16 protein-coding genes, 1 pseudogene and 1 riboswitch are annotated in these 21,653 nt (G+C 59.1%); of the genes and pseudogenes, 11 read left to right on the top strand and 6 right to left on the bottom strand.

Features of this window, described 5'->3' with window-relative positions; genetic code table 11:
• Positions 1-52: 52 nt before the first annotated feature.
• Together cobN and cobW are read right to left on the bottom strand one after the other, a co-directional pair.
• On the bottom strand, positions 53-3,823 hold the full coding sequence (cobN, locus tag N7D90_RS11405; RefSeq protein ID WP_261742253.1) for a cobaltochelatase subunit CobN: 3,771 nt from the start codon (positions 3,821-3,823) through the stop codon (positions 53-55).
• Between the two features lie 3 nt (positions 3,824-3,826).
• Positions 3,827-4,897, bottom strand: a complete 1,071-nt coding sequence (cobW, locus tag N7D90_RS11400; protein WP_261742423.1) for a cobalamin biosynthesis protein CobW — start codon at positions 4,895-4,897, stop codon at positions 3,827-3,829.
• A 93-nt stretch (positions 4,898-4,990) separates the two neighbouring features.
• Positions 4,991-5,188, bottom strand: a riboswitch (cobalamin riboswitch).
• Positions 5,189-5,407: 219 nt separating this feature from the next.
• Here cobW and N7D90_RS11395 point away from each other — a divergent pair.
• The gene (locus N7D90_RS11395) at positions 5,408-6,706 is read left to right on the top strand and encodes a glycosyltransferase family 4 protein (RefSeq protein WP_261742252.1); all 1,299 of its coding nucleotides are present in this window, start codon (positions 5,408-5,410) and stop codon (positions 6,704-6,706) included.
• Positions 6,707-6,723: 17 nt separating this feature from the next.
• Here the strand turns inward: N7D90_RS11395 and cobF are convergent, their stop codons facing one another.
• Positions 6,724-7,473: a precorrin-6A synthase (deacetylating) gene (gene cobF / locus N7D90_RS11390; protein WP_261742251.1), complete on the bottom strand. Its 750-nt coding sequence runs from the start codon at positions 7,471-7,473 to the stop codon at positions 6,724-6,726.
• A gap of 80 nt (positions 7,474-7,553) precedes the next feature.
• On the opposite strand from cobF, the gene N7D90_RS11385 reads away from it, so the two are divergent.
• The 8 genes from N7D90_RS11385 (at position 7,554) to N7D90_RS11350 (ending at position 16,907) form a co-directional block, all read left to right on the top strand.
• Entirely contained in the window at positions 7,554-8,489 is a 936-nt protein-coding gene (locus N7D90_RS11385; RefSeq protein ID WP_261742250.1) for an AraC family transcriptional regulator, read from the top strand.
• 140 nt (positions 8,490-8,629) lie between these two features.
• Complete coding sequence (locus tag N7D90_RS11380) at positions 8,630-9,940, top strand: ABC transporter substrate-binding protein (protein WP_261742249.1); 1,311 nt, start codon at positions 8,630-8,632, stop codon at positions 9,938-9,940.
• A gap of 117 nt (positions 9,941-10,057) precedes the next feature.
• Entirely contained in the window at positions 10,058-10,984 is a 927-nt protein-coding gene (locus N7D90_RS11375; RefSeq protein ID WP_261742248.1) for a carbohydrate ABC transporter permease, read from the top strand.
• A 7-nt stretch (positions 10,985-10,991) separates the two neighbouring features.
• Positions 10,992-11,825, top strand: a complete 834-nt coding sequence (locus N7D90_RS11370; RefSeq protein ID WP_261742247.1) for a carbohydrate ABC transporter permease — start codon at positions 10,992-10,994, stop codon at positions 11,823-11,825.
• A 22-nt stretch (positions 11,826-11,847) separates the two neighbouring features.
• Entirely contained in the window at positions 11,848-12,951 is a 1,104-nt protein-coding gene (locus N7D90_RS11365) for an ABC transporter ATP-binding protein (RefSeq protein WP_261742246.1), read from the top strand.
• Positions 12,952-12,969: 18 nt separating this feature from the next.
• Positions 12,970-14,463 (top strand): mannitol dehydrogenase family protein, encoded by a 1,494-nt coding sequence (locus N7D90_RS11360; protein WP_261742245.1) that lies wholly within the window; start codon positions 12,970-12,972, stop codon positions 14,461-14,463.
• A gap of 24 nt (positions 14,464-14,487) precedes the next feature.
• Positions 14,488-15,966, top strand: coding sequence for a xylulokinase (gene xylB / locus N7D90_RS11355; RefSeq protein WP_261742244.1), 1,479 nt, complete (start codon positions 14,488-14,490; stop codon positions 15,964-15,966).
• A 5-nt stretch (positions 15,967-15,971) separates the two neighbouring features.
• Complete coding sequence (locus N7D90_RS11350; protein ID WP_261742243.1) at positions 15,972-16,907, top strand: carbohydrate kinase family protein; 936 nt, start codon at positions 15,972-15,974, stop codon at positions 16,905-16,907.
• A 123-nt stretch (positions 16,908-17,030) separates the two neighbouring features.
• Here the strand turns inward: N7D90_RS11350 and N7D90_RS11345 are convergent, their stop codons facing one another.
• On the bottom strand, positions 17,031-18,332 hold the full coding sequence (locus tag N7D90_RS11345; protein ID WP_261742242.1) for an OprD family porin: 1,302 nt from the start codon (positions 18,330-18,332) through the stop codon (positions 17,031-17,033).
• Positions 18,333-18,611: 279 nt separating this feature from the next.
• Here N7D90_RS11345 and N7D90_RS11340 point away from each other — a divergent pair.
• Positions 18,612-19,463: pseudogene (locus tag N7D90_RS11340) on the top strand (sensor histidine kinase); the annotation flags it as partial.
• Between the two features lie 72 nt (positions 19,464-19,535).
• Positions 19,536-19,811: a peptidylprolyl isomerase gene (locus N7D90_RS11335; protein ID WP_083369510.1), complete on the top strand. Its 276-nt coding sequence runs from the start codon at positions 19,536-19,538 to the stop codon at positions 19,809-19,811.
• 184 nt (positions 19,812-19,995) lie between these two features.
• On the opposite strand, the gene N7D90_RS11330 is transcribed toward N7D90_RS11335, so the two are convergent.
• The gene (locus N7D90_RS11330) at positions 19,996-21,207 is read right to left on the bottom strand and encodes an amino acid deaminase (protein ID WP_261742241.1); all 1,212 of its coding nucleotides are present in this window, start codon (positions 21,205-21,207) and stop codon (positions 19,996-19,998) included.
• Positions 21,208-21,218: 11 nt separating this feature from the next.
• Positions 21,219-21,608: a RidA family protein gene (locus N7D90_RS11325; RefSeq protein ID WP_261742240.1), complete on the bottom strand. Its 390-nt coding sequence runs from the start codon at positions 21,606-21,608 to the stop codon at positions 21,219-21,221.
• Between the last annotated feature and the right edge of the window lie 45 nt (positions 21,609-21,653).

Below are 21,653 nucleotides of genomic sequence, written 5' to 3'. Positions count from 1 at the left end.
TCCAAATTTTAGAATATTGATCCACTTTAAAAAGCCCCTCACCCCAGCCCTGTCACTCTTCTTCTATATCCAGCAACAGGTTTTCCAGCGCCGCTTGGTACTCGCCTGGCTCGCTCCAGAGCCCGCGCTGCTGAGCTTCGAGCAAACGCTCAGTCATGTCACGCAAGGCATGCGGGTTGTGCTGGCGCACAAACTCGCGGGTATCCGGGTCCAGCAAATAAGCATCCGCCAGCAGGGCGTACTGGTGGTCGTCGATCAAATGCGTGGTCGCATCAAAGGCAAACAGGTTGTCCAGGGTCGCGGCCATTTCGAACGCGCCTTTATAGCCATGCCGCTTGACCCCGTCGATCCATTTCGGGTTGGCCGCCCTGGAGCGGATCACCCGGTTCAGCTCTTCCTTGAGCGTGCGGATTTTCGGCAAGTCCGGCTGGCTGTGATCACCGTGGTAACTGGCCGCCGCCTGGCCGCTCAAGCTTTCGACCGCAGCCAGCATGCCGCCCTGGAACTGGTAATAGTCGTTGGAATCGAGCAAATCGTGCTCGCGATTGTCCTGATTCTGTACCACTGCTTGCATTTGCCCCAGGCGCTGGGCGAACTGGCCGCGTGCCGCAGTGCCCTCATCGGCGCCGCCATAGGCATACCCACCCCAGTTCAGATAGACCTGCGCCAAGTCATCGCGGCTTTCCCACAAGCGGCCATCTATCGCGTTCTGGACACCCGCGCCGTAAGCACCGAGCTTGGCGCCAAACACCCGCCAACCTGCCTGGCGCGCCGCCAGTTCAGGCGCGAGGCCATCGCGCTCAAGCTGTTCGCGCTCAGTACGGACCTTGGCCGCCAACGGGTTCAGATCATCTGGCTCGTCCAGTGCCGCCACGGCTTGTACGGCAGCATCGAACAGGCGAATCAGGTTGGCAAACGCATCGCGGAAAAAACCCGACACGCGCAAGGTTACATCCACTCGCGGGCGGTCCAGCAGGCTGACCGGGAGGATTTCAAAGTCATCCACCCGCTGGCTACCGGTGGCCCATACCGGGCGCACGCCCATCAGTGCCATGGCCTGGGCGATATCATCACCGCCGGTACGCATGGTCGCCGTGCCCCACACCGACAGACCCAACTGGCGCAGATGGTCGCCGTGGTCCTGCAGGTGACGCTCAAGAATCAGGTTGGCCGACTGAAAACCGATCCGCCAAGCCGTGGTGGTGGGCAGGTTGCGCACATCCACCGAAAAGAAGTTGCGCCCGGTCGGCAGTACATCCAGCCGCCCACGACTCGGTGCACCGCTGGGGCCTGCCGGTACAAAGCGCCCGGCCAGGGCATCCAGCAGGCCCTGCATCTCGGCCGGGCCGCAGGCATCCAGACGCGGGGCCACGACCTCAAGCAAGGCGTCGAAAATTGCCCGAACCTCGGCCCATTGCGCGGTATCGGGCAGTTGCAGGGTGCCCTGTAAAGCCTGTTCGATCAGTTGCGCAGCGTACAATTCCAGACGCTCGCGAGTGTCTCCGGCTGTACGCCAAAGCTCAGCGCTGATGGCCTGCAACACGCGAGGCTGACGTGCTGTCCAGGGTTCGGCCAACGCGCAGTCCAACGGGTCAAAGCCCAGCTCAAAGGCTTTGGCCAGTGCCCGCAGCACACTCGATTGCGCGCCACGGCCATCACCACGGGGGATGCGCAATAACGCCAGCAGCGTGTCAATACGCAGGCGCCCGGCTGGCGATTCACCGAAGATATGCAGCCCGTCACGGATTTGCGACTCTTTAAGGTCACACAGATAGGTGTCGAGCCGCGGTAGCCAGATCGCCGCATCTGCGTCACTGTCCAGCTTCTCGTCCAGTTGCAGCTCGCGGTCGATGCGGGTTTCACGTACCAACGCAAGAATGTCGCGCTGCAGCTCGCGGGCGCGACGTGGATCAAGTAACTGCGCTTCGTAATACTCGTCGGCCAGCAACTCCAGATTACGCAGCGGCCCGTAGGTTTCGGCACGGGTCAGCGGCGGCATCAGATGATCGATGATCACCGCCTGCGTACGGCGCTTGGCCTGGGCACCCTCGCCCGGATCATTGACAATAAAGGGGTAGACGTTGGGCATCGGCCCCAAAATTGCGTCCGGCCAGCAGTTTTCGGACAGCCCCACGCCCTTGCCCGGCAGCCACTCCAGATTGCCGTGCTTGCCCACATGCACCACCGCATGGGCACCATAGGTATTGCGCAGCCAGAAGTAGAACGCCAGATAAGCATGGGGCGGCACCAGGTCCGGGTCGTGGTACACCGCACTGGCATCCACTTGATAACCCCGCGCCGGTTGAATACCGACAAACGTCAGGCCAAAACGCAGCCCGGCAATCATCAACCGACCGCTGCGAAACATCGGATCGTTCTGCGGCTCTCCCCAGCGCTCGGTCACTGCCTGACGATTGGCCTCAGGCAGACGATTGAACATCGCCAGGTACTCATCCAGAGCCAGGCTCTGCATGCACGGGCGCAGATCGAGACTGTCGAGGTCATTGCTGACCCCTCCCAGCAAGGCTTGAATCAGTGCAGTGCCGGTTTCAGGCAGTTCGCAGTCCACGGGATAACCCTGGACCTGCAAGGCACGCAAAATGTTCAGCGCCGCCGCCGGTGTATCCAGCCCCACACCGTTACCAATCCGGCCATCGCGGGTCGGGTAGTTGGCCAGGATCAGCGCAATACGTTTTTGCGGGTTGGCCACACGGCCCAGCTCAACCCAGCGCCGCGCCAGCTCTGCGACAAAGTCCATGCGCTCGGGGTGGGCGCGATAACACACCACATCCGACTGGCTGCGTTCACTGCGCCATGCCAGGTCCTTGAAACTGACTGGACGGCTGATAATTCGCCCATCCAGTTCGGGCAAAGCAATATGCATCGCCAGATCGCGCGGCCCCAACCCCTGTTCACTGGCTTGCCAGCCGGGTTCGTTGTCTTGGGCGCAAATGGCCTGAATCACCGGAATATTGCGCCGAAACGGACGTAGGTGCGGGGCTTCTGGGCTCGATTGGGCAAAGCCTGTGGTGTTGAGAATGACCCCGGCCTCGACGTCATCCAGCAAGTCCTGCACCACCGCCAGGCACCCCGGCTCCTTGAGACTGGCCACGGCAATCGGCAACGGATTCAGCCCGGCGGCCTGCAGCCGCTGGCAAAACACATCGACAAATGCGGTGTTGGCAGCCTGCAGGTGTGAGCGATAGAACAACAGCGCCGCCACCGGTTGCCCGGTTTGCCAGTCGGCCTGCCAGTTCTTGAGCTCGGCGCTGGAATGCTGCGGATGATAAATCGCGGTGCGCGGCAAGGTTTGCGGCTCGTCCCACTCATAATCACGGCCCAGCCACTGACTGGCCAGGCAACGATAGAGTTGCAAGGCGTTATGCCGCCCGCCCTGACGCAAAAAATGCCAGAGCCGCTCGCCCTGTTCAACGGGCACGGTGCTCAGTACGCTGAGTTCCGGGTCGGGGCGGTCGTCGCCGGGCACCAGAATCAGGGTCACGCCGCGCTCGGCCAATTGCACCAGACGCTCGATACCGTAGCGCCAATAGCCAATACCGCCGTGTAACGACAGCAAAATCACCTTGGCGTGCTGCAGCACCTCATCGAAATATAAATCGACTGAACCATGGTTTTGCACCTGCATCGGGTTGGCCAGACGCAGGCTTGGATAATCTTCAGGCAACTGCTGCGCCGCTTCGGCCAGCAGTGCCAGGCTTGAATCACCACTGCACAGGATCACCAACTCGGCGGGGGTCTGGCCTAAATCGGCAATATTGTCGTCCGATACAAAGCCACCGGGCTGGGTCCTGAGCAAATGCATGGCTTATACGCTCAACGCTGTACGCAAGGTGGATTCAAGCAGTGCCGCGTCCAGATCCTGGCCGATCAGTACCAGTTTGGTGGTGCGCGCTTCATCGCTGCCCCAGGCGCGGTCGAAGTGCTTGTCAAAGCGTGTGCCCACACCCTGGATCAGCAAACGCATCGGCTTGCCCGGGATTGCGGCAAAGCCTTTGACCCGCAGAATCCCGTGCTTGACCACCAGTTGGGTCAGGGCCTCCATCAATACGCGTTCTTCGCCCTGTGGCAGCTCGATGGAAATCGAGTCGAAGGCATCATGGTCGTGATCATCGTGGTCGTCATCGCCGTCGTGGTGATGGTCGTGGTGGCTGTGGCGGCCATCGATATGATCTTCCGAACCTGCGCCCAGGCCCAGCAATACGTCCAGTGGCAAGCGGCCGCTGCTGGCTTCGATGATCTTGACCGCAGGCGGCAGTTCTTCAGAAACTTCGGCACGTACTTTTGCCAGGTCTTCAGGGCTGATCAGATCAGCCTTGTTGAGGATAACCAGGTCGGCGCTGGCCAGTTGGTCAGCAAACAGTTCGTGCAGCGGCGACTCGTGATCCAGGTTCGGATCAAGTTTGCGTTGGGCATCCACCTGATCCGGGAACGCCGCAAAAGTGCCAGCGGCCACAGCCGGGCTGTCGACCACGGTAATCACCGCATCAACGGTGCAGGCGCTGCGGATTTCCGGCCACTGGAAGGCCTGAACCAGTGGTTTGGGCAGGGCCAGGCCCGAGGTTTCGATCAGGATATGGTCGATATCGCCACGACGCGCCACCAGCTCGCGCATCACCGGGAAGAATTCTTCCTGCACGGTGCAGCACAGGCAGCCGTTAGCCAGTTCATAAACACGACCGTTGGCTTCTTCTTCGGTGCAACCGATGCTGCACTGCTTGAGGATTTCGCCGTCGATGCCCAGCTCACCGAACTCATTAACGATCACGGCGATGCGGCGGCCCTGAGCGTTATCGAGCATATGACGGAGCAACGTGGTTTTGCCCGAACCGAGAAAGCCGGTAACGATCGTGACAGGGGTTTTGGCCAGTGTTTTCATCGGATGCCCTTTGGCAAAGCGGCGGGCATACGGGACGACGACCGCAGGCAGAGCGCGGTCAGTCTTCGCCACCGGATCACCCCGCCCGGTTGAAGTAAGAATCTGTCACGAGGCAGGTCTCCTGGCTTACGGCTGTGCATCAAGCTGATGATGCACAACCCTGCGCCTTCCCGCCTGTGAGGCAGTGGCATTGCAGGGTCAATGACCGTTTACAGTTGCGGGGGCAGCCGCGGCATACCGCGTTCCCTTCTTAGCTTCGCGTGGCGAAGAACCTCGAACCCGCAAGGCTACGCAGTGCTTTGTAACAGGTCAACACGCTGTAGATACTCTATTGCGGGTCAAGCCCCTTATGGGAGTGAGCCTGTTCGCGAATGCTCTTCGCGAGCAGGCTCACTCCCACAATTGAAGTATCTCTGTCGCTGAGGAGCGAGGCTGCGGCTACGGTGCTGGCTCATGAGTTGTGGTTTAATTGCCGCCTTTTTTCAGCCGCCACGCTTCAAGGATCTGCCCATGCCCGCCTCTAAACCGACCCACGTCCTGATTATTGGTTACGTGTGGCCTGAACCGCGCTCTTCGGCGGCAGGCGGGCACATGATGCAAATCATCGAGAGCTTTTTGCAGCAAGGCTGGCAGATCACCTTCAGCAGCCCGGCCGGTATCGGCGAGCACAAGGCCGACCTGGCTGTGCTGGGCATCGATGAAGTGACCATCGAACTCAATAACAGCAGCTTTGATGCCTTTATCACTGAACTGGCCCCGGATATCGTGCTGTTCGACCGATTCATGATGGAGGAGCAGTTTGGCTGGCGTGTCGAGAAGCACTGCCCGCAGGCCTTGCGCGTGCTGGAAACCTCCGACCTGCAAAGCTTGCGTGACGCCCGTCAGCAACAGCTCAAGGCGCGCCTCAAGCAAAACACCGAACAGGACGACTTCAGCAGCCTGTTCGCCCCTGCGCAACGCGAAACTTTCGAACAGATGGCAGACGCTGATCTGGCACAACGGGAAATCGCCGCGATCTATCGCAGCGACCTGAACCTGATGATTTCCGAATACGAGATAGACCTGCTGGTCGAGCAGTTCCATGTACCCAAGGCCCTGCTGCACTGGTGCCCGCTAATGGTCGACAGCGTGCCCGCCGAGTTCGTGCCCTATGAACAGCGCCAGCACTTCCTGAGCATCGGCAACTTTCGTCATGCACCGAACTGGGACGCGGTGCTATGGATGAAGACTCATATCTGGCCCCTGATCCGCCAGCAACTGCCGACAGCGCAACTGCATGTCTACGGTGCTTATACCCCACCTAAAGCCACCGCGTTGCACAATCCGGCGCAGGGTTTTCACGTGCTCAACTGGGCTGAAGATGCCCTTGAAGTGATGAGCAATGCGCGCATTTGCATGGCTCCGCTGCGATTTGGCGCGGGGATCAAGGGCAAGATTGCTGACGCCATGCTTTGCGGAACCCCCAACGTGACCACCCCGGTGGGCGCCGAAGGCATGCACGGCGATTTGCCGTGGGCCGGCGCCATCGAACAGAGTGCCAGCGCGATTGCCGCGGCTGCGGTTGAGCTGTACCAGAACTCCGAATCCTGGCATCAGGCCCAACGCCATGGCCAGGCATTGCTTGAGGCCCGCTACCTGCAAAGCGAACACGGCCCGGCGCTGGTGCAGCGCATCGAAGCCTGCCGCGCGGGGCTTGAGCAACATCGGCGCAACAACTTTACCGGGGCGATGCTGCGTCATCACCAGCACAAAAGTACCCAATACATGTCGCAGTGGATCGAAGCCAAGAACCGTCCAAGCACCGTATAAAAGACCCCACCAGTAGGTCAGTGTGTACGCCTGAGCAGGTAGGTATCCATGATCCAACCCTTGCGCTGGCGTGCAGCTTCACGGGTTTGCTTGATCTGCTCACACACGTCAGCCAGCTTGCCGGCAATCAAAATCTCGTCCGCAGTGCCTATATACGCGCCCCAGTAAATATCCAGATCCTCATCGATAAAGGCCTGAAACGCGCAGTTGGCATCGAGCATCACCACCACATTGTCGAGGTCTTCGGCCACCAGACGCCGACCCGTGGTGATACGAATCGGCTGGCCTATGTCATTGAGCGGCACCCGATGCCGCGCCGCCAAAGCCTGAACACTGCTGATGCCCGGAATCACCTGATAGTCGAAACCGCTGCAGCCATTGGCCCGTACCCGATCCAAAATACGCAAGGTGCTGTCGTACAAGCCCGGCTCACCCCACAGCAGGAATGCACCGCACTCGCCTTCGCCCAACTGGTTCTCGATCAAGTTCGTGAACACTTCGGCCCGCTGCTCATGCCAGTCCTCAACCCCCTGAGTGTACGAAGGCGTTGAGTTGTTGCGCTTGGGGTCGCTGACCTGCACCACGCGGTAATCCGGCTCACGAATATAGCGCTCGCAGATTTCCAGCCGCAGCCGCACCAGGTCTTCAGTGGCCTGCCCCTTATCCAGCACAAAAAAAACGGCGACGCGGTTCAGCGCATTGATTGCCTGCACGGTGATGTGTTCAGGGTCGCCAGCGCCCATCCCTATCAACAACAGTGTTTTCATCGCGTTTTATCCTTGACTGGCAGGAAGCTTGAGAAGGCGGCATCATCGCCGGAACAAGAAAACCTGAAACGGTTAAGCCCATGACTCGACTCGCCAGAGCTACAGACCCGTCTTACGAACTGATGGACGACCACAATGGCTTGTCGATCATATATCGCCAGCATGGTTTTCCCTGCCCCTTGGTGCGCTGGCACTTTCACAAGGAATACGAGCTGCACCTGATTGTCGCCAGCAGCGGCAAAGTGTTTGTGGGCGACTATATCGGCAATTTCTACCCCGATACATTGTTCCTCACCGGCCCCAACCTGCCCCATAACTGGATCAGCCAGATCACCGAGGGCGAAGTAATCAGCACGCGCGACATGCTGGTGAATTTCACCGATGAGTTGCTCGAAGGCGCCGCATCAGTGTTTACCGAGCTTAAAACACTGACGCCGATGCTGGAGCGCTCCCACTACGGCATCGAGTTTCGCTGCAAAGCCACCCTGCGCAAGGCCGTGGACCTGATGCAATGCATTGCCAGTTCCACTGGCGTCACCCGTCTGGGGCACTTTTTGATTCTGCTGGAGTTGCTGGCGGACTGTGATGACTACCAGTTGCTGTCAGGGGTCATGGCCGGGCAACTCGCCGACGAACAGACCATCGACCGTACCAACCGGGCCGTGGACTATATCTTCAGCCACTACGCACGAGAGCTGCCGCTTGAAGAGGTGGCCGCCTACATGGGCATGAAACCCACCTACTTTTCCCGCGTATTCAAGCAGGCCACCGGGCGCTGTTTTATCGAGTTCGTCAATCGCTTACGTATCAGCAAGTCTTGCGAGCTGCTCGCCGATGGCGAAAAACCGGTCACCGATGTCTGCTTCGAGTCGGGTTTCAACAATATTTCCAACTTCAATCGCCGTTTTCAGCAACTAAAAGGCATGACCCCGTCACACTATCGACGCCTGGCGGTGCAGCGTTTGACCGAACAAAACCATCCAGGACTGAATGAACGCCTGCGCAGTGCAAAATAGTATCGGTTTGAGTGTTGCCAGTGATTTGTCACAACGGTGATTGAGGGCTGTAATCGGCCCAGGCGCTTGCCCCTTGCGAGCCGCTATAAAAACAATAACCGTCCTTCAAAAGCCGCCTGGCCGATGAAGTGGAGTGCTCAATGAATATTCCTGTCAAAGCGTTATGTGTCGCTACGTGCATGACCCTCAGCGGCTTGAGCCTGGGCGCGCAGACCCTGACCATCGCCACGGTCAACAACAGCGACATGATCCGCATGCAAAAACTGGCGAAAATCTTCGAGAGCGAGCACCCCGAGATCAAGCTGAACTGGGTGGTGCTGGAAGAAAACGTATTGCGCCAACGCCTGACCACTGACATTGCCACCCAAGGCGGCCAGTTCGATGTGCTGACCATCGGCATGTACGAAGCCGCACTCTGGGGCGCCAAAGGCTGGCTCGAACCCATGACCGACCTGCCCGCCACCTATGCCCTCGATGATGTGTTCCCCTCGGTACGCGACGGTTTGTCGGTCAAGGGCACCCTTTACGCCCTGCCGTTCTATGCCGAAAGCTCGATGACCTATTACCGCACTGACCTGTTCAAGGACGCGGGCTTGACCATGCCCGAACACCCAACCTGGGAGCAGATCGCGGACTTCGCCAAAACCCTCAACAAACCTGCCCAGGAGCAATACGGTATCTGCCTGCGCGGCAAAGCGGGCTGGGGTGAAAACATGGCGTTGATCAGCACTATTGCCAACGCCTACGGGGCTCGCTGGTTCAATGAACAGTGGCAGCCCGAGTTCACCGGACCGGAATGGAAAAATGCCCTGAATTTTTACGTCAACACCATGAAAGCATCAGGCCCGCCGGGCGCGACCAGCAATGGTTTCAATGAAAACCTGGCGTTGTTCAACAGCGGCAAATGCGCGATCTGGGTCGATGCCAGTGTCGCCGGTTCGTTTGTCACCGACAGCAGCCAAAGCAAGGTGTCTGAGCACGTTGGTTTCACCTTCGCTCCGCACGCGGTAACCGACAAAGGCAGCGCCTGGCTTTACTCCTGGGCGCTGGCCATCCCCACCAGTTCCAAAGCCAAGGATGCGGCCAAAACCTTCAGCACCTGGGCCACCTCCAAGGAATATGGCGCATTGGTTGCCGAAAAAGACGGCGTAGCCAATGTACCACCGGGCACCCGCGCCTCGACCTACAGCGACGCTTACCTCAAGGCCGCGCCGTTTGCCAAGGTCACCCTCGAGTCCCTGAAAGTTGCCAACCCGAAGGACCCAACCCTCAAACCTGTGCCTTATGTGGGTATTCAACTGGTCACCATCCCCGAATTTCAGGCGGTGGGCACTCAGGTCGGCAAGCTGTTCAGCGCGGCCCTGATCGGCCAGACCACAGTGGATCAAGCCCTGGCAGCCGCCCAGCAAACCACCGAGCGCGAAATGAAACGGGCGGGTTACCCCAAGTAGCACTGCCAACCGCACATTTTGGCCTGTGGGAGCGAGCCTGCTCGCGATCAGTCAAACCGCGTCGACTTCTTCGCAAGCAGGCTCGCTCCCACGCACAGCAACTCAGGTGTATTCACCATGACAACTTCAACTGTTATTACAGCGCCGGAGGCCCTGCCAACGGCTCGCCGATCCCGCCTGTTCAACCCCGGCTGGTTTCTGGTCACCCCTTCAGTGGCGCTCTTGCTGCTGTGGATGATCGTGCCCTTGGGCATGACCCTGTATTTTTCTCTGATCCGCTACAACCTGCTGTACCCCGGCGAAAACCAGTTTGTGGGGCTGGAGAACTTCACCTACTTTCTCACCGATTCCGGCTTCCTGCCCGGGGCCACCAATACCCTGCTGCTGGTAGGCAGTGTGTTGCTGATCAGCGTAGTGCTCGGGGTATTGATCAGCGCCCTGCTTGAAGCCAGCGAATTCATGGGCCGCGGGATTGTGCGGGTGTTGCTGATCTCGCCATTTTTCATCATGCCCACGGTGGGCGCGCTGATCTGGAAAAACCTGATTTTCCACCCGGTCTCCGGAGTGCTGGCCGCCGTCTGGAAGCTGTTCGGCGCCCAACCAGTGGACTGGCTGGCGCATTACCCGCTGCTGTCGATCATCATCATTGTGTCGTGGCAATGGTTGCCCTTCGCGATCCTGATCCTGATGACTGCCATGCAGTCGCTGGACCAGGAACAGAAAGAAGCTGCCCGCCTCGATGGCGCCGGGCCCATTGCGATTTTCTGGCACCTGACCCTGCCGCACCTGGCGCGCCCGATCGCTGTGGTGGTGATGATTGAAACCATCTTTCTGTTGTCGGTATTCGCCGAGATTTTCACCACCACCAACGGTGGCCCCGGCTATGCATCGACCAACCTGGCCTACCTGATCTACAACCAGGCACTGGTGCAGTTCGATGTGGGCATGGCCTCGGCCGGAGGTTTGATTGCCGTCGTGATCGCCAATATCGCGGCCATCATTCTGGTGCGCATGCTCGGCAAAAACCTGACAGACAAGCCGTGAGGGCAAAGTGATGACTCTTCAACAATCGCGCCGCTTGCAAAGCCTGCTGCTTGGCACCCTGGCCTGGGCCATCGCCATCCTGATCTTCTTCCCGATCTTCTGGATGGTGCTGACCAGCTTTAAAACCGAGCTGGATGCGTTCGCCACGCCGCCGCAATTTATCTTCACCCCGACGCTGGAAAACTACCTGCATATCGAGGATCGCAGCGGCTATTTCCACTTCGCCTGGAACTCGGTAGTGATCTCCTTCACCGCCACCGCGCTGTGCATGCTGATTGCCATCCCGGCCGCGTATTCGATGGCGTTCTATGAAACCAAGCGGACCAAGGGCACGCTGCTGTGGATGCTCTCCACCAAAATGCTGCCGCCGGTGGGCGTGCTGATGCCGATCTACCTGCTGGCCAAGAGCCTGGGCCTGCTCGACACGCGCACCGCGCTGATCATCATCTACACCCTGATTAACCTGCCGATTGTGGTGTGGATGATTTACACCTACTTCAAGGACATCCCCAAGGACATTCTCGAAGCCGCCCGCCTTGACGGTGCCACCCTGTGGCAAGAGGTGGTGCGAGTGCTGCTGCCCATCAGCAAGGGCGGCCTGGCCTCAACCCTGCTGCTGTCGTTGATCCTGTGCTGGAACGAGGCTTTCTGGTCGCTGAACCTGACGTCGTCCAGTGCGGCGCCGCTGACTGCATTGATCGCGTCCTACTCCAGCCCCGAAGGTCTGTTCTGGGCCAAGTTGTCGGCGGTATCGACCCTGGCCTGCGCGCCCATCCTGATTTTCGGCTGGATCAGCCAGAAGCAGCTGGTACGCGGCTTGTCCTTTGGCGCAGTTAAATAAAAATAATGACTGGAGGCCCATCATGGCCAACCTGAAAATCAAGAATCTGCAAAAGGGTTTTGAAGGCTTTTCCATTATCAAGGGTATCGACCTTGAAGTGCATGACCGCGAGTTCGTGGTTTTTGTCGGCCCTTCGGGCTGTGGTAAATCCACGCTGCTGCGCCTGATCGCCGGGCTCGAGGAAGTGTCTGACGGCACCATCGAGCTGGATGGTCGCGATATCACCGAAGTCAGCCCGGCCAAGCGCGATTTGGCGATGGTGTTCCAGACCTACGCCCTGTACCCGCATATGAGCGTGCGTAAAAACATGTCGTTTGCCCTCGATCTGGCGGGCGTACCCAAGGCCGAGGTGGAGAAAAAGGTCAACGAAGCGGCGCGCATTCTTGAACTGGCTCCCTTGCTTGAGCGCAAGCCCAAACACTTGTCCGGTGGTCAGCGTCAGCGCGTGGCAATTGGCCGAGCGATTGTGCGCAACCCGAAAATCTTTCTGTTCGACGAGCCCTTGTCCAACCTCGACGCGGCACTGCGGGTACAAATGCGCCTGGAGCTGGCGCGCCTGCACCAGGAACTGCAAGCGACGATGATTTACGTGACCCACGACCAGGTCGAAGCCATGACCCTGGCCGACAAGGTGGTGGTGCTCAATGCCGGTAAAATCGAACAGGTCGGCTCACCTCTCGATCTGTATCACCAGCCGGCCAATCTGTTTGTTGCCGGGTTTCTGGGCACACCGAAAATGGGCTTTCTGAAAGGCCGGATCAGCCGCCTCGACAGCCAGGGCTGTGAAGTCGAGCTGGACGCCGGAACCCGCATTCAACTGCCCCTGAGCGGCCCCTCGCTGAGCTTGGGAAGCCCGGTCACCCTGGGCATTCGCCCTGAACACCTGAACCTCGCCAAGCCCGGCGAGTGCAGCCTGACCGTCACTGCCGACGTAGGCGAACGCTTGGGCAGCGACACCTATTGCCATGTCAATACTGCCTGTGGCGAGCCGCTGACCATGCGCATCCGTGGGGATATGGCCAGCCGCTATGGCGAACAGCTGCACCTGCACCTGGACAGCGAACATTGCCATTTATTCGATGCTGACGGCCTGGCCCTTACCCGCCCATTGCGCGCAGCTGCCTAATTTAATGAGATTGCACCCATGAAACTCAATCGCCGAAACCTCGACAATCTCAACGACAAAGTGGCCAAGCCAACCTACCTGGCGAGCAATACGCAGCACGGCATCGCCCATATCGGGGTGGGCGGTTTTCACCGCGCCCATCAGGCGTTTTACACCGATGCCCTGATGAACCAGAGCCGCGATCTGGACTGGAGCATCTGCGGTATCGGCCTGCGCTCCGAGGACCGCAAGGTGCGTGACGATCTGGCCGAACAGGACTACCTCTATACCCTGTTCGAACTGGGCGACAGCGACGACACCCAAAGCCGCGTCATCGGCTCCATCAGTGACATGCTGCTGGCTGAAGACAGTATTGAAACACTGATCGACAAACTGGCCAGCCCGGCGATTCGCATCGTCTCGCTGACCATCACCGAGGGCGGTTATTGCATCGACGACAGCAACGGCGAGTTTATGGTCGCGTTGCCGCAAATCCAGTACGACCTGGCCCACCCCAAGGCACCGAAAACGGTCTTTGGTGTGCTCTGTGCCGCCCTCGGCCAACGTCGGGCCAACGGCGTTCGGGCATTTACCGTGATGTCCTGCGATAACCTGCCACACAACGGCAATGTGGCACGCAAGGCTCTGCTGGCCTATGCCGCACTGAGCGATGCGAGTTTGCATGACTGGATTGGCGCCAACGTCAGTTTCCCCAATGCGATGGTCGACCGCATCACGCCCATGACCAGTAACGCCCACCGCTTGCAACTGCACGATCAATTGGGGATCGACGATGCCTGGCCAGTGGTCTGCGAGCCGTTTATCCAATGGGTACTGGAAGACAAATTCGCCGATGGCCGCCCGGCCTGGGAAACCGTAGGCGTGCAACTTACCGACGACGTTACGCCCTACGAAGAGATGAAAATCAAACTGCTCAATGGTAGTCATCTGGCGCTGACGTATCTGGGGTTTCTCAAAGGTTATCGCTTCGTCCACGAGACCATGAACGACCCGCTGTTTGTGGCCTATATGCGCGCCTATATGGACCTGGACGTAACCCCACAACTGGCGCCGGTGCCCGGCATTGACCTTGCTGCCTATAAACAGACCCTGGTGCAGCGCTTCTCCAACCAGGCCATTGCCGACCAGTTGGAGCGCGTCTGCTCGGATGGTTCGTCGAAGTTTCCCAAGTTCACCATCCCCACCATTAACCGCCTGATCAGCGATGGCGCCGAGTTGAAGCGCGCAGCCCTGGTGGTGGCAGCGTGGGCGTTGTACCTCAAGGGTGTCGACGAGAATGGCCAGACCTATGCCATTCCTGATCCACGGGCGGCATTTTGTCAGGCGTTGGTCGCCGATGATGCGCTGATCGTGCAGCGGTTATTGGCGGTGGAAGAGATTTTTGGCACCACGATTCCTCACTCGGCGGAATTTGTGGCAGCGTTTGAGTGGTGCCTGAACAGCTTGCGTGAACGAGGGGTGAGTAAAACCCTGGAACAGCTTATAGACCGCGATGGGATCAGCGCTCGCTAACTGCCTTAACCGAGGACTTCAAAGATGTATCTAGGCATCGACTGCGGCACCCAGGGCACCAAGGTCCTGATTCTCGACAGCGAGTCCGGCCAGACCTTAGGACTGGGCGCGGCGCCGCATACGCTGATCCAGGGCGAGCACGGACGCCGCGAGCAAGACACCGGGCAATGGCTGCACGCACTGCAAGAGGCCACCCGCCAGGCCTTGGCTGAGGCCGGAGTCAGCGGCCAGCAGATTCAGGGTATTGGCGTCAGCGGCCAGCAACACGGGCTGGTGCTGCTGGACAGGCACGGCGAAGTCTTGCGCCCAGCCAAACTTTGGTGCGATACCGAGTCCACCGCACAAAATCAGCAACTGCTGGAATGGCTGGGGGGCGAAGCCGGTTCTCTGGAGCGTCTGGGCCTGGTGATTGCACCGGGGTATACGGTTTCCAAGCTGCTCTGGACCAAAATCCATCATCCTGAAATCTTCGATCAAATCGCCCACGTCCTGCTGCCCCACGATTACCTGAACTTCTGGCTCACCGGCCGTTGTTGCAGTGAGTATGGGGACGCCTCGGGCACCGGGTACTTCAATGTGCGCACTCGCCAGTGGGACTTCGATATCCTGCGCCGTATCGACTCTGGCGGCCGTCTTGAGCGCGCCTTGCCTGAATTGATCGAGTCTCACCAACCGGTCGGTTGCTTGCGCCCGGAAATTGCCGGTTTACTGGGGCTAAACCCCAGCGCGGTGGTCTCCAGCGGTGGTGGCGACAATATGCTGGGGGCCATCGGTACCGGCAATATCGAGCCAGGAATCATCACCATGAGCCTGGGTTCGTCTGGCACCGTGTATGCCTTTGATCCGCAGCCACAGGTCAGCCCCGACGCGGTAGTGGCCAGCTTCTGTTCGTCCAGCGGCGGTTGGCTGCCTCTGATCTGTACCCTCAACCTGACCAATGTCACCAGCGCCGTGCGCGATTTGTTCGGGCTGCAGCTGGACGCCTTCAATCGGTTGGCCAGCCAGTCACCCATTGGTGCTGAAGGGGTCAGCCTGCTGCCGTTTCTCAATGGCGAACGTGTCCCCTCCCTACCCAACGCCACGGGCAGTTTTCAAGGGCTGACCCTGACCAATCTAAACCAGGCCAACCTGTGCCGGGCGGCCATCGAAGGCACCACATACGGCCTGCGTTACGGTCTGGACCTGTTGCGCCATAACGGTTTGCAAAGTCACGCCATACGGCTGGTGGGCGGCGGCTCGAAAAGCCCGCTGTGGCGCCAGATCGTCGCCGACATCATGGATACCCCGGTGGTTTGCACCGAGCAAAGCGAAGCCGCCGCCCTGGGCGCTGCAATCCAGGCGGCATGGTGTGTCGGCGCAGGATCACTAACGCTGGCGCAGCTGTGCCAGCGCTGCGTGCGCCTGGACCTCACTAGCGAAACCCGGCCCGCCCCCGAAAATATGCGGGCCTATGAACACTACTATCGACGCTACCGACAACAGGTCGCGACCTTAAGCGAGTAATAAATATGTATGTGATATGCGGCGAAGCACTGTTTGATTTTTTCGCGCAAGCGGACACCGGCGCGCAAGCCAATAAAATGGAGTTCAAGGCCATTGCCGCAGGCTCGCCGTTCAACGTAGCCGTTGGCTTGCGTCGCCTGGGGATCGAGACGGCGCTGTTTGCCGGGCTGTCGACTGACTACCTGGGCCAACGTTTGAAGCAAGTGTTGCTGGACGAAGGCGTGAGTGATCGCTACTTGCTGGAAATGGAAGCGCCAACCACCCTGGCCATGGTCGCACTGGATGCCAACGGCTCGCCCGCCTACAGCTTTCGCGGCGAAGGCTGCGCCGACCGGCAATTGCATTCTCGGCATCTGCCGCTGTTGGGCGCTGAAGTGCGGGGGCTGCATGTGGGGTCTTTTTCGCTGGTGGTGCAACCGATTGCCGACACCTTGCTGGAACTGGTCAAGCGTGAAAGTGGACGCCGCCTGATCAGCCTCGACCCCAATGTGCGCCTCAACCCTGAGCCGAATATTGAAGTGTGGCGCCAACGGATCAGTGAACTGATCCCCTATGCCGACGTGATCAAAGTCAGCGATGAAGACCTTGAACTGCTGTATCCGGGGCAAGACCCGCAGCAGATTGCCCGCTCATGGCTGGGCCATCGTTGCCAACTGGTATTTCTGACCCGTGGCAGCCAGGGCGCCAGTGTGTTCAGCCGCGAGCATGGCCAGCGCACTGTCCTCGCTAGCACGGTAAAAGTCGCGGACACCGTGGGTGCTGGCGATACCTTTCAAGCCGCAGTAATTGCCTGGCTGACGGAGCATGAGCTGGACTCCATCGAAGGGTTGCAACAGCTGAGTGCGTCACAACTGGACGCCCTGCTCGACTTCGCCACACGCGCCGCTGCCCTCACCTGCAGCAAAACCGGCCCGGACCTGCCATATCGCACGCAGCTGTAACCCCCCACAACCCGTAGCTCCTCAGCGGCTACATAGATACTTCAAGCGTGGGAGCGAGCCTGCTCGCGAAAATCATTCGCGAGCAGGCTCGCTCCCACTGGGGCTTGATCTGGAACAGAGTATCTACAGGATTGACAGGTTATAGCTGACGATCAGTCGGGTTTCGTCCACGTCGCGGGCGAACTGGGCGTAGTTGGTGCGGTAGGTCGCATTACGCAAGCGCAGGCTGACATCCTTGAACGTGCCGCTCTGCACGATGTATTTAAGCTCGCTGTCGCGCTCCCACTCTTTGCCTTCTTCGCTGCTGCCAACCACTTTGATGTGATCGCCATTCACATAGCGGGTCAGGAACGACAAACCGTCAATGCTAATGGCCTTGAAGTCATAGTCGTAACGCAATTGCCAGGAGCGCTCCTGGGCATTGGCAAAGTCATTGACCTGCAAATAGTTGACCAGATACGGGTTGCTGCCATCCAGGTACGGCATCGACGTCTCGCCGTTCATGCGCTGCCAGCCCGCGCTGACTTTATGCCCGCCCAGCGAGTAACCGAGCATGGCGCCAAGCGCCCGGTTATCGATGGTTGAAGCCTTGGCCGAACCTGCGTCATCACTTTTAAGCACACGTACATCGGCTGAGAGCACACCCGGACCAACCGGCTGGCTGGCCAGCAAACCGATAAATTGCTGACGGTAGATGTCTTGCAGTTCAGCGTAGTGATACTGCGCGGTCAGACGCTCGTTAACCTTGTAGTCCAGCCCGTACATAGTGAAATGATCGGCGGTGATATTGCAGGCATAGCGCTTGTTCTTGCAGTTCAGACGCAAGTCCTGGGAGTCGGTAGAATCACGAGCCGTATAGCGATCAAGGCGCGAAGCCATGAACTTCAGATCCTTGATTTCCTGGGACACCAGCATGGCGCCATTGAACATGTTCGGCAGCAAGCGTCCATCGTTGTACTTGAGCAACGGCAGGTCGGGCAGCAGCGCGCCGTACTTGAGCACGGTTTGCGACACGCGCATCTTGGCGGTCAAACCGAATTTCGCGTATTGATCCTTGGAACGACGCGGATCGCTGCCGGTCGAAGGCAATAGGCCGCTGTTACTGTCAGCCGGGCTGGAGTCCAGTTTCAGACCCAGCATGCCCAATGCATCAAGGCCAAACCCGACGGTACCTTCGGTGTAGCCCGATTGCAGGTTGAGGATAAACCCTTGCGCCGTTTCATCGCGCTTGGAGGCACCTTGGGGGTTTGAGCTGCTGCCATCGCGAAAGTCGCGATTGAAGTACACCGTACGCGCTTCCAGTTTGGCGCTGCTGTCTTCAAAAAAACCGGCGGCCTGTGACTGCGCAGCAAAACCGGCACACACTGCCAGCGCGCCCAAGTGTGTTACCCGGCTCTGCGCCAACAATGAAAAAGGATGAACCATGTACAAGCTCCAGCGCCAAACATTGGCAAGATAAAATCGATCGAAGACACACTGCGGATCCGTGCGATTGTTCAACCCAAAAAAGGGGCGCAATTGTACGAAAGGCTTAGCCCGCGCCTCATTGGACCTTAGTCGCACGGGCAAGATAGAGCCTTGCAGCATGCTTAATGGGCTTTAGCCTGGATCGAGCATTAAATAGGCATATTTCGAGATTCGCTCTCAGGACCTACCATGGCAATCAAGAGTTCAAGACGGCGCCAACGCTTGCAGGCCAACGCCACCCGTCAAGCCTTGCTTGAGCTGAACGAAACCCTTGAGGAGCGTGTAGCCGAACGCACCCGGGAACTGGCTGAGGCCAACCAGCAGTTGCAACGCGAGATGCAGGAACGCGAGCGGGCGGAAGAGGCCCTGCGGCATGCGCAAAAAATGGAAGCTGTGGGCCAGTTGACCGGCGGTATCGCCCATGATTTCAATAATATGCTGACCGGGATTATCACCAGCCTGGATTTGATGAAGCGCTACATTACTGCTGGCCGCATTGATGAAGTGCAGCGTTTTGCCGATACCGCGGTGAATTCCGCCCAGCGTGCCGCCGCGTTGACCAACCGCCTGCTGACGTTCTCCCGCCGCCAGTCACTGGACCGCAAACCGCTGGACCCTAACCAGCTGGTCAGGTCGCTGCAAACGCTGTTCAGCAGCACCAAAGGCACCCATATCGACCTGATCCTCGAACTGGGCCAGAACATCTGGCCGGTCAACACCGACACCGGCCAGCTCGAAAGTGCCCTGCTCAATCTGATGATCAACGCCCGCGACGCGATGCCCGACGGTGGAACCCTGGTGGTCAAAACGGCCAACCAGTATCTCGATGCCAGCGATCTCGGCACCCTGGAATCGGTCAGTTCAGGCGACTACGTGATGCTCGAGGTCCGTGACAACGGCTCCGGCATGACCCCGCAAATTCTTGCCAAGGCCTTTGACCCCTTCTTCACCACCAAGCCGGTTGGCCTAGGTACGGGGCTCGGGTTATCGATGATTTACGGATTTGCCCAGCAGTCGGGCGGGCATGTCAGTATCAACAGCAAGAGCGGATGTGGCACCCGCGTGTGCCTGTACCTGCCGCGCTATCACTGCCTCCCGGGGAAAACTCAGGCATAATCCGCGCCCGCGCACTATGCCCCACAGTTCCAAGGTAAAGATCCCATGAAAGCTCAAGCCCGCCATATTCTGGTGAAAACCGCCGAAGAAGCCGAATCGCTCAAGCAACGCATCGCCAAGGGCGAAGCCTTCGATGTGCTGGCGAAAAAATTCTCCACCTGCCCGTCGGGCAAACGTGGCGGTGATCTGGGGGAAGTGCGGCCGGGGCAGATGGTCGGCATTATCGACCAGATCATCTTTAAAAAGCCGCTGCGAGTGGTGCACGGCCCGGTCAAGAGCAAGTTCGGCTATCACCTGGTGCAGGTGTTTTACCGGGACTGAAACACAACCGCTCCTATCATTGACTTGTCTGGATCAGATTTGGCAGCACCCACAAAACTCAAACTTTGCAGAGGTCATTGTGGGAGCGAGCCTGCTCGCGATGCAGGCGGTGATCTGTCAAGCAAACCGCGCTGATGCCATCGCGAGCAGGCTCGCTCCCACAGGTTATGCGCCCAGCCGTAAATCAGAACTCGATTGCAAAGCTCTCGATCACAGTGAACTGCTCATCCACCAGGCACCCCGTGCGCCACTTGTCGAAGGTCAGGCAAGGATGCGAGGTGCCAAAGCTGATGATGTCGCCTACACGCAGCTGCGTACCCGCAGCAATCGACATAAAGGCATGTTGATCCATTACCGCCGTGACCTTGCAGCCGCTGATGTCCTCACCCACTGCCGGCAACACGCCTTCTCGATAACGCTTTAGCGGCAGCGGCAGGCCCGCATCAAAGGCCACGTCACGCTTGCCCAGCGCAATCACCGCAAAACCGGGTTCAGGCAACGACTGTACGTGGGCCCAAACCTCCAGCGCCGGGCGCAACCCCTCGTGCAGATCACTGCGACGCTCCAGCACACAGCACTGCGCATCCTTGTAGATGCCGTGGTCGTGGACCACATAACTGCCAGGGCGCAACACACTGAGAAAACGCCCGCTGGCAGCCTCGGCCTCGAAGCCCTTGGCAATCAGGTCATACCAGGCCGAGCCCGACGCAGTAATGATCGGCTTATCCAGTGCAAATGCGCCGTCCCTCTGCAGTTGCAGGGCCAGACGCACCAACGAAGCAGCAAACTGGCGAATCCCGCTGACCGCCTGTTCGCCGTGAATTACCCCTTCATAACCTTCGATGCCGGTCAGGGCCAACGCTGGTTGGGCCTCGATCGCAGCCGCCAGGGCCATCACTTCCTGTTCGCTGCGGCAGCCACAACGCCCACCTACCACGCCGTATTCGATCATCACGTTCAAGCGCTGGCCGCGCTCGGCAAAATAAGCACCCAGGGCCGCCACGTTGTCAGGGTGATCGACCATGCAGTGAAATTCGAATACCGGGTCTGCCTGCAAATCGGCAATCAGTGCCATGTTAGCCCGGCCCACCAGTTGGTTGGCCATCAGTACTCGCCGTACCCCGGCGGCATAGGCGGTGCAGGTTTGCACTGCCGTGGCCAGGGTCAGGCCCCAGGCGCCCAGCTCCAGCTGGCGACGAAACAGCGCCGGGGCCATGCTGGTTTTGCCGTGTGGGGCCAGTACCGCACCACTGCGGGTAACGAAATCCTGCATCCAGCCAATATTGTGCTCCAGCGCGTCACGGTGGATCACCAGCGCGGGCAGGCTTACGTCACGCACCAAATGGTCGGCGGGGTTAGCTGCGCCTTTGAGTACCTGTGGGTTCGACACATTCAAGTCCTCGGGTTTCAGCGTTTGGCCTTATAGGCGATACAGTCGATCTCGACCTTGCAGTCGACCATCATCATTGCCTGCACACAGGCGCGGGCCGGGGCATGTTCGCTTTTGAAATACGCGGCGAACACCTTGTTGAAGCTCCAGAAGTCGCGAGGGTCTTGCAGCCATACGCCAGCGCGGACCACATCCTCAAGGCCATAACCGGCTTCTTCGAGGATAGCGATGAGGTTCTGCATGGTTTTGTGGGTTTGCTCGACAATCCCTCCGTTAATGATTTCACCGTTTTCCATGGCAACCTGGCCGGATACGTGCAACCAGCCATCGGCTTCTACTGCACGAGCGAAAGGCAAAGGCTGACCGCCTGCGCCCACGGCGCCGGTACCGAAACGTTTGATGCTCATTGGGGTGAACTCCAGGATAAAAAAGGCGCCTCATGCGCCACGGGT

Origin of the sequence: Pseudomonas fragi (genome assembly GCF_025426255.1) — a bacterium.
Taxonomy (GTDB): domain Bacteria; phylum Pseudomonadota; class Gammaproteobacteria; order Pseudomonadales; family Pseudomonadaceae; genus Aquipseudomonas; species Aquipseudomonas kulmbachensis.
The sequence above is the reverse complement of the archived record's forward strand: the minus strand, read 5'-3'. Positions and strand labels throughout refer to the sequence as shown.

What these genes read in the sequence shown, in the direction of transcription:
- N7D90_RS11350 (WP_261742243.1), top strand. Translation starts at nt 15,972, where the DNA reads ATGTATGTGATATGCGGCGAAGCACTGTTTGATTTTTTCGCGCAAGCG.
- N7D90_RS11335 (WP_083369510.1), top strand. Translation starts at nt 19,536, where the DNA reads ATGAAAGCTCAAGCCCGCCATATTCTGGTGAAAACCGCCGAAGAAGCC.
- N7D90_RS11375 (WP_261742248.1), top strand. Translation starts at nt 10,058, where the DNA reads ATGACAACTTCAACTGTTATTACAGCGCCGGAGGCCCTGCCAACGGCT.
- cobN (WP_261742253.1), bottom strand. Translation starts at nt 3,823, where the DNA reads ATGCATTTGCTCAGGACCCAGCCCGGTGGCTTTGTATCGGACGACAAT.
- N7D90_RS11365 (WP_261742246.1), top strand. Translation starts at nt 11,848, where the DNA reads ATGGCCAACCTGAAAATCAAGAATCTGCAAAAGGGTTTTGAAGGCTTT.
- N7D90_RS11385 (WP_261742250.1), top strand. Translation starts at nt 7,554, where the DNA reads ATGACTCGACTCGCCAGAGCTACAGACCCGTCTTACGAACTGATGGAC.
- N7D90_RS11395 (WP_261742252.1), top strand. Translation starts at nt 5,408, where the DNA reads ATGCCCGCCTCTAAACCGACCCACGTCCTGATTATTGGTTACGTGTGG.
- N7D90_RS11380 (WP_261742249.1), top strand. Translation starts at nt 8,630, where the DNA reads ATGAATATTCCTGTCAAAGCGTTATGTGTCGCTACGTGCATGACCCTC.
- N7D90_RS11360 (WP_261742245.1), top strand. Translation starts at nt 12,970, where the DNA reads ATGAAACTCAATCGCCGAAACCTCGACAATCTCAACGACAAAGTGGCC.
- cobW (WP_261742423.1), bottom strand. Translation starts at nt 4,897, where the DNA reads ATGAAAACACTGGCCAAAACCCCTGTCACGATCGTTACCGGCTTTCTC.
- N7D90_RS11345 (WP_261742242.1), bottom strand. Translation starts at nt 18,332, where the DNA reads ATGGTTCATCCTTTTTCATTGTTGGCGCAGAGCCGGGTAACACACTTG.
- xylB (WP_261742244.1), top strand. Translation starts at nt 14,488, where the DNA reads ATGTATCTAGGCATCGACTGCGGCACCCAGGGCACCAAGGTCCTGATT.
- N7D90_RS11325 (WP_261742240.1), bottom strand. Translation starts at nt 21,608, where the DNA reads ATGAGCATCAAACGTTTCGGTACCGGCGCCGTGGGCGCAGGCGGTCAG.
- cobF (WP_261742251.1), bottom strand. Translation starts at nt 7,473, where the DNA reads ATGAAAACACTGTTGTTGATAGGGATGGGCGCTGGCGACCCTGAACAC.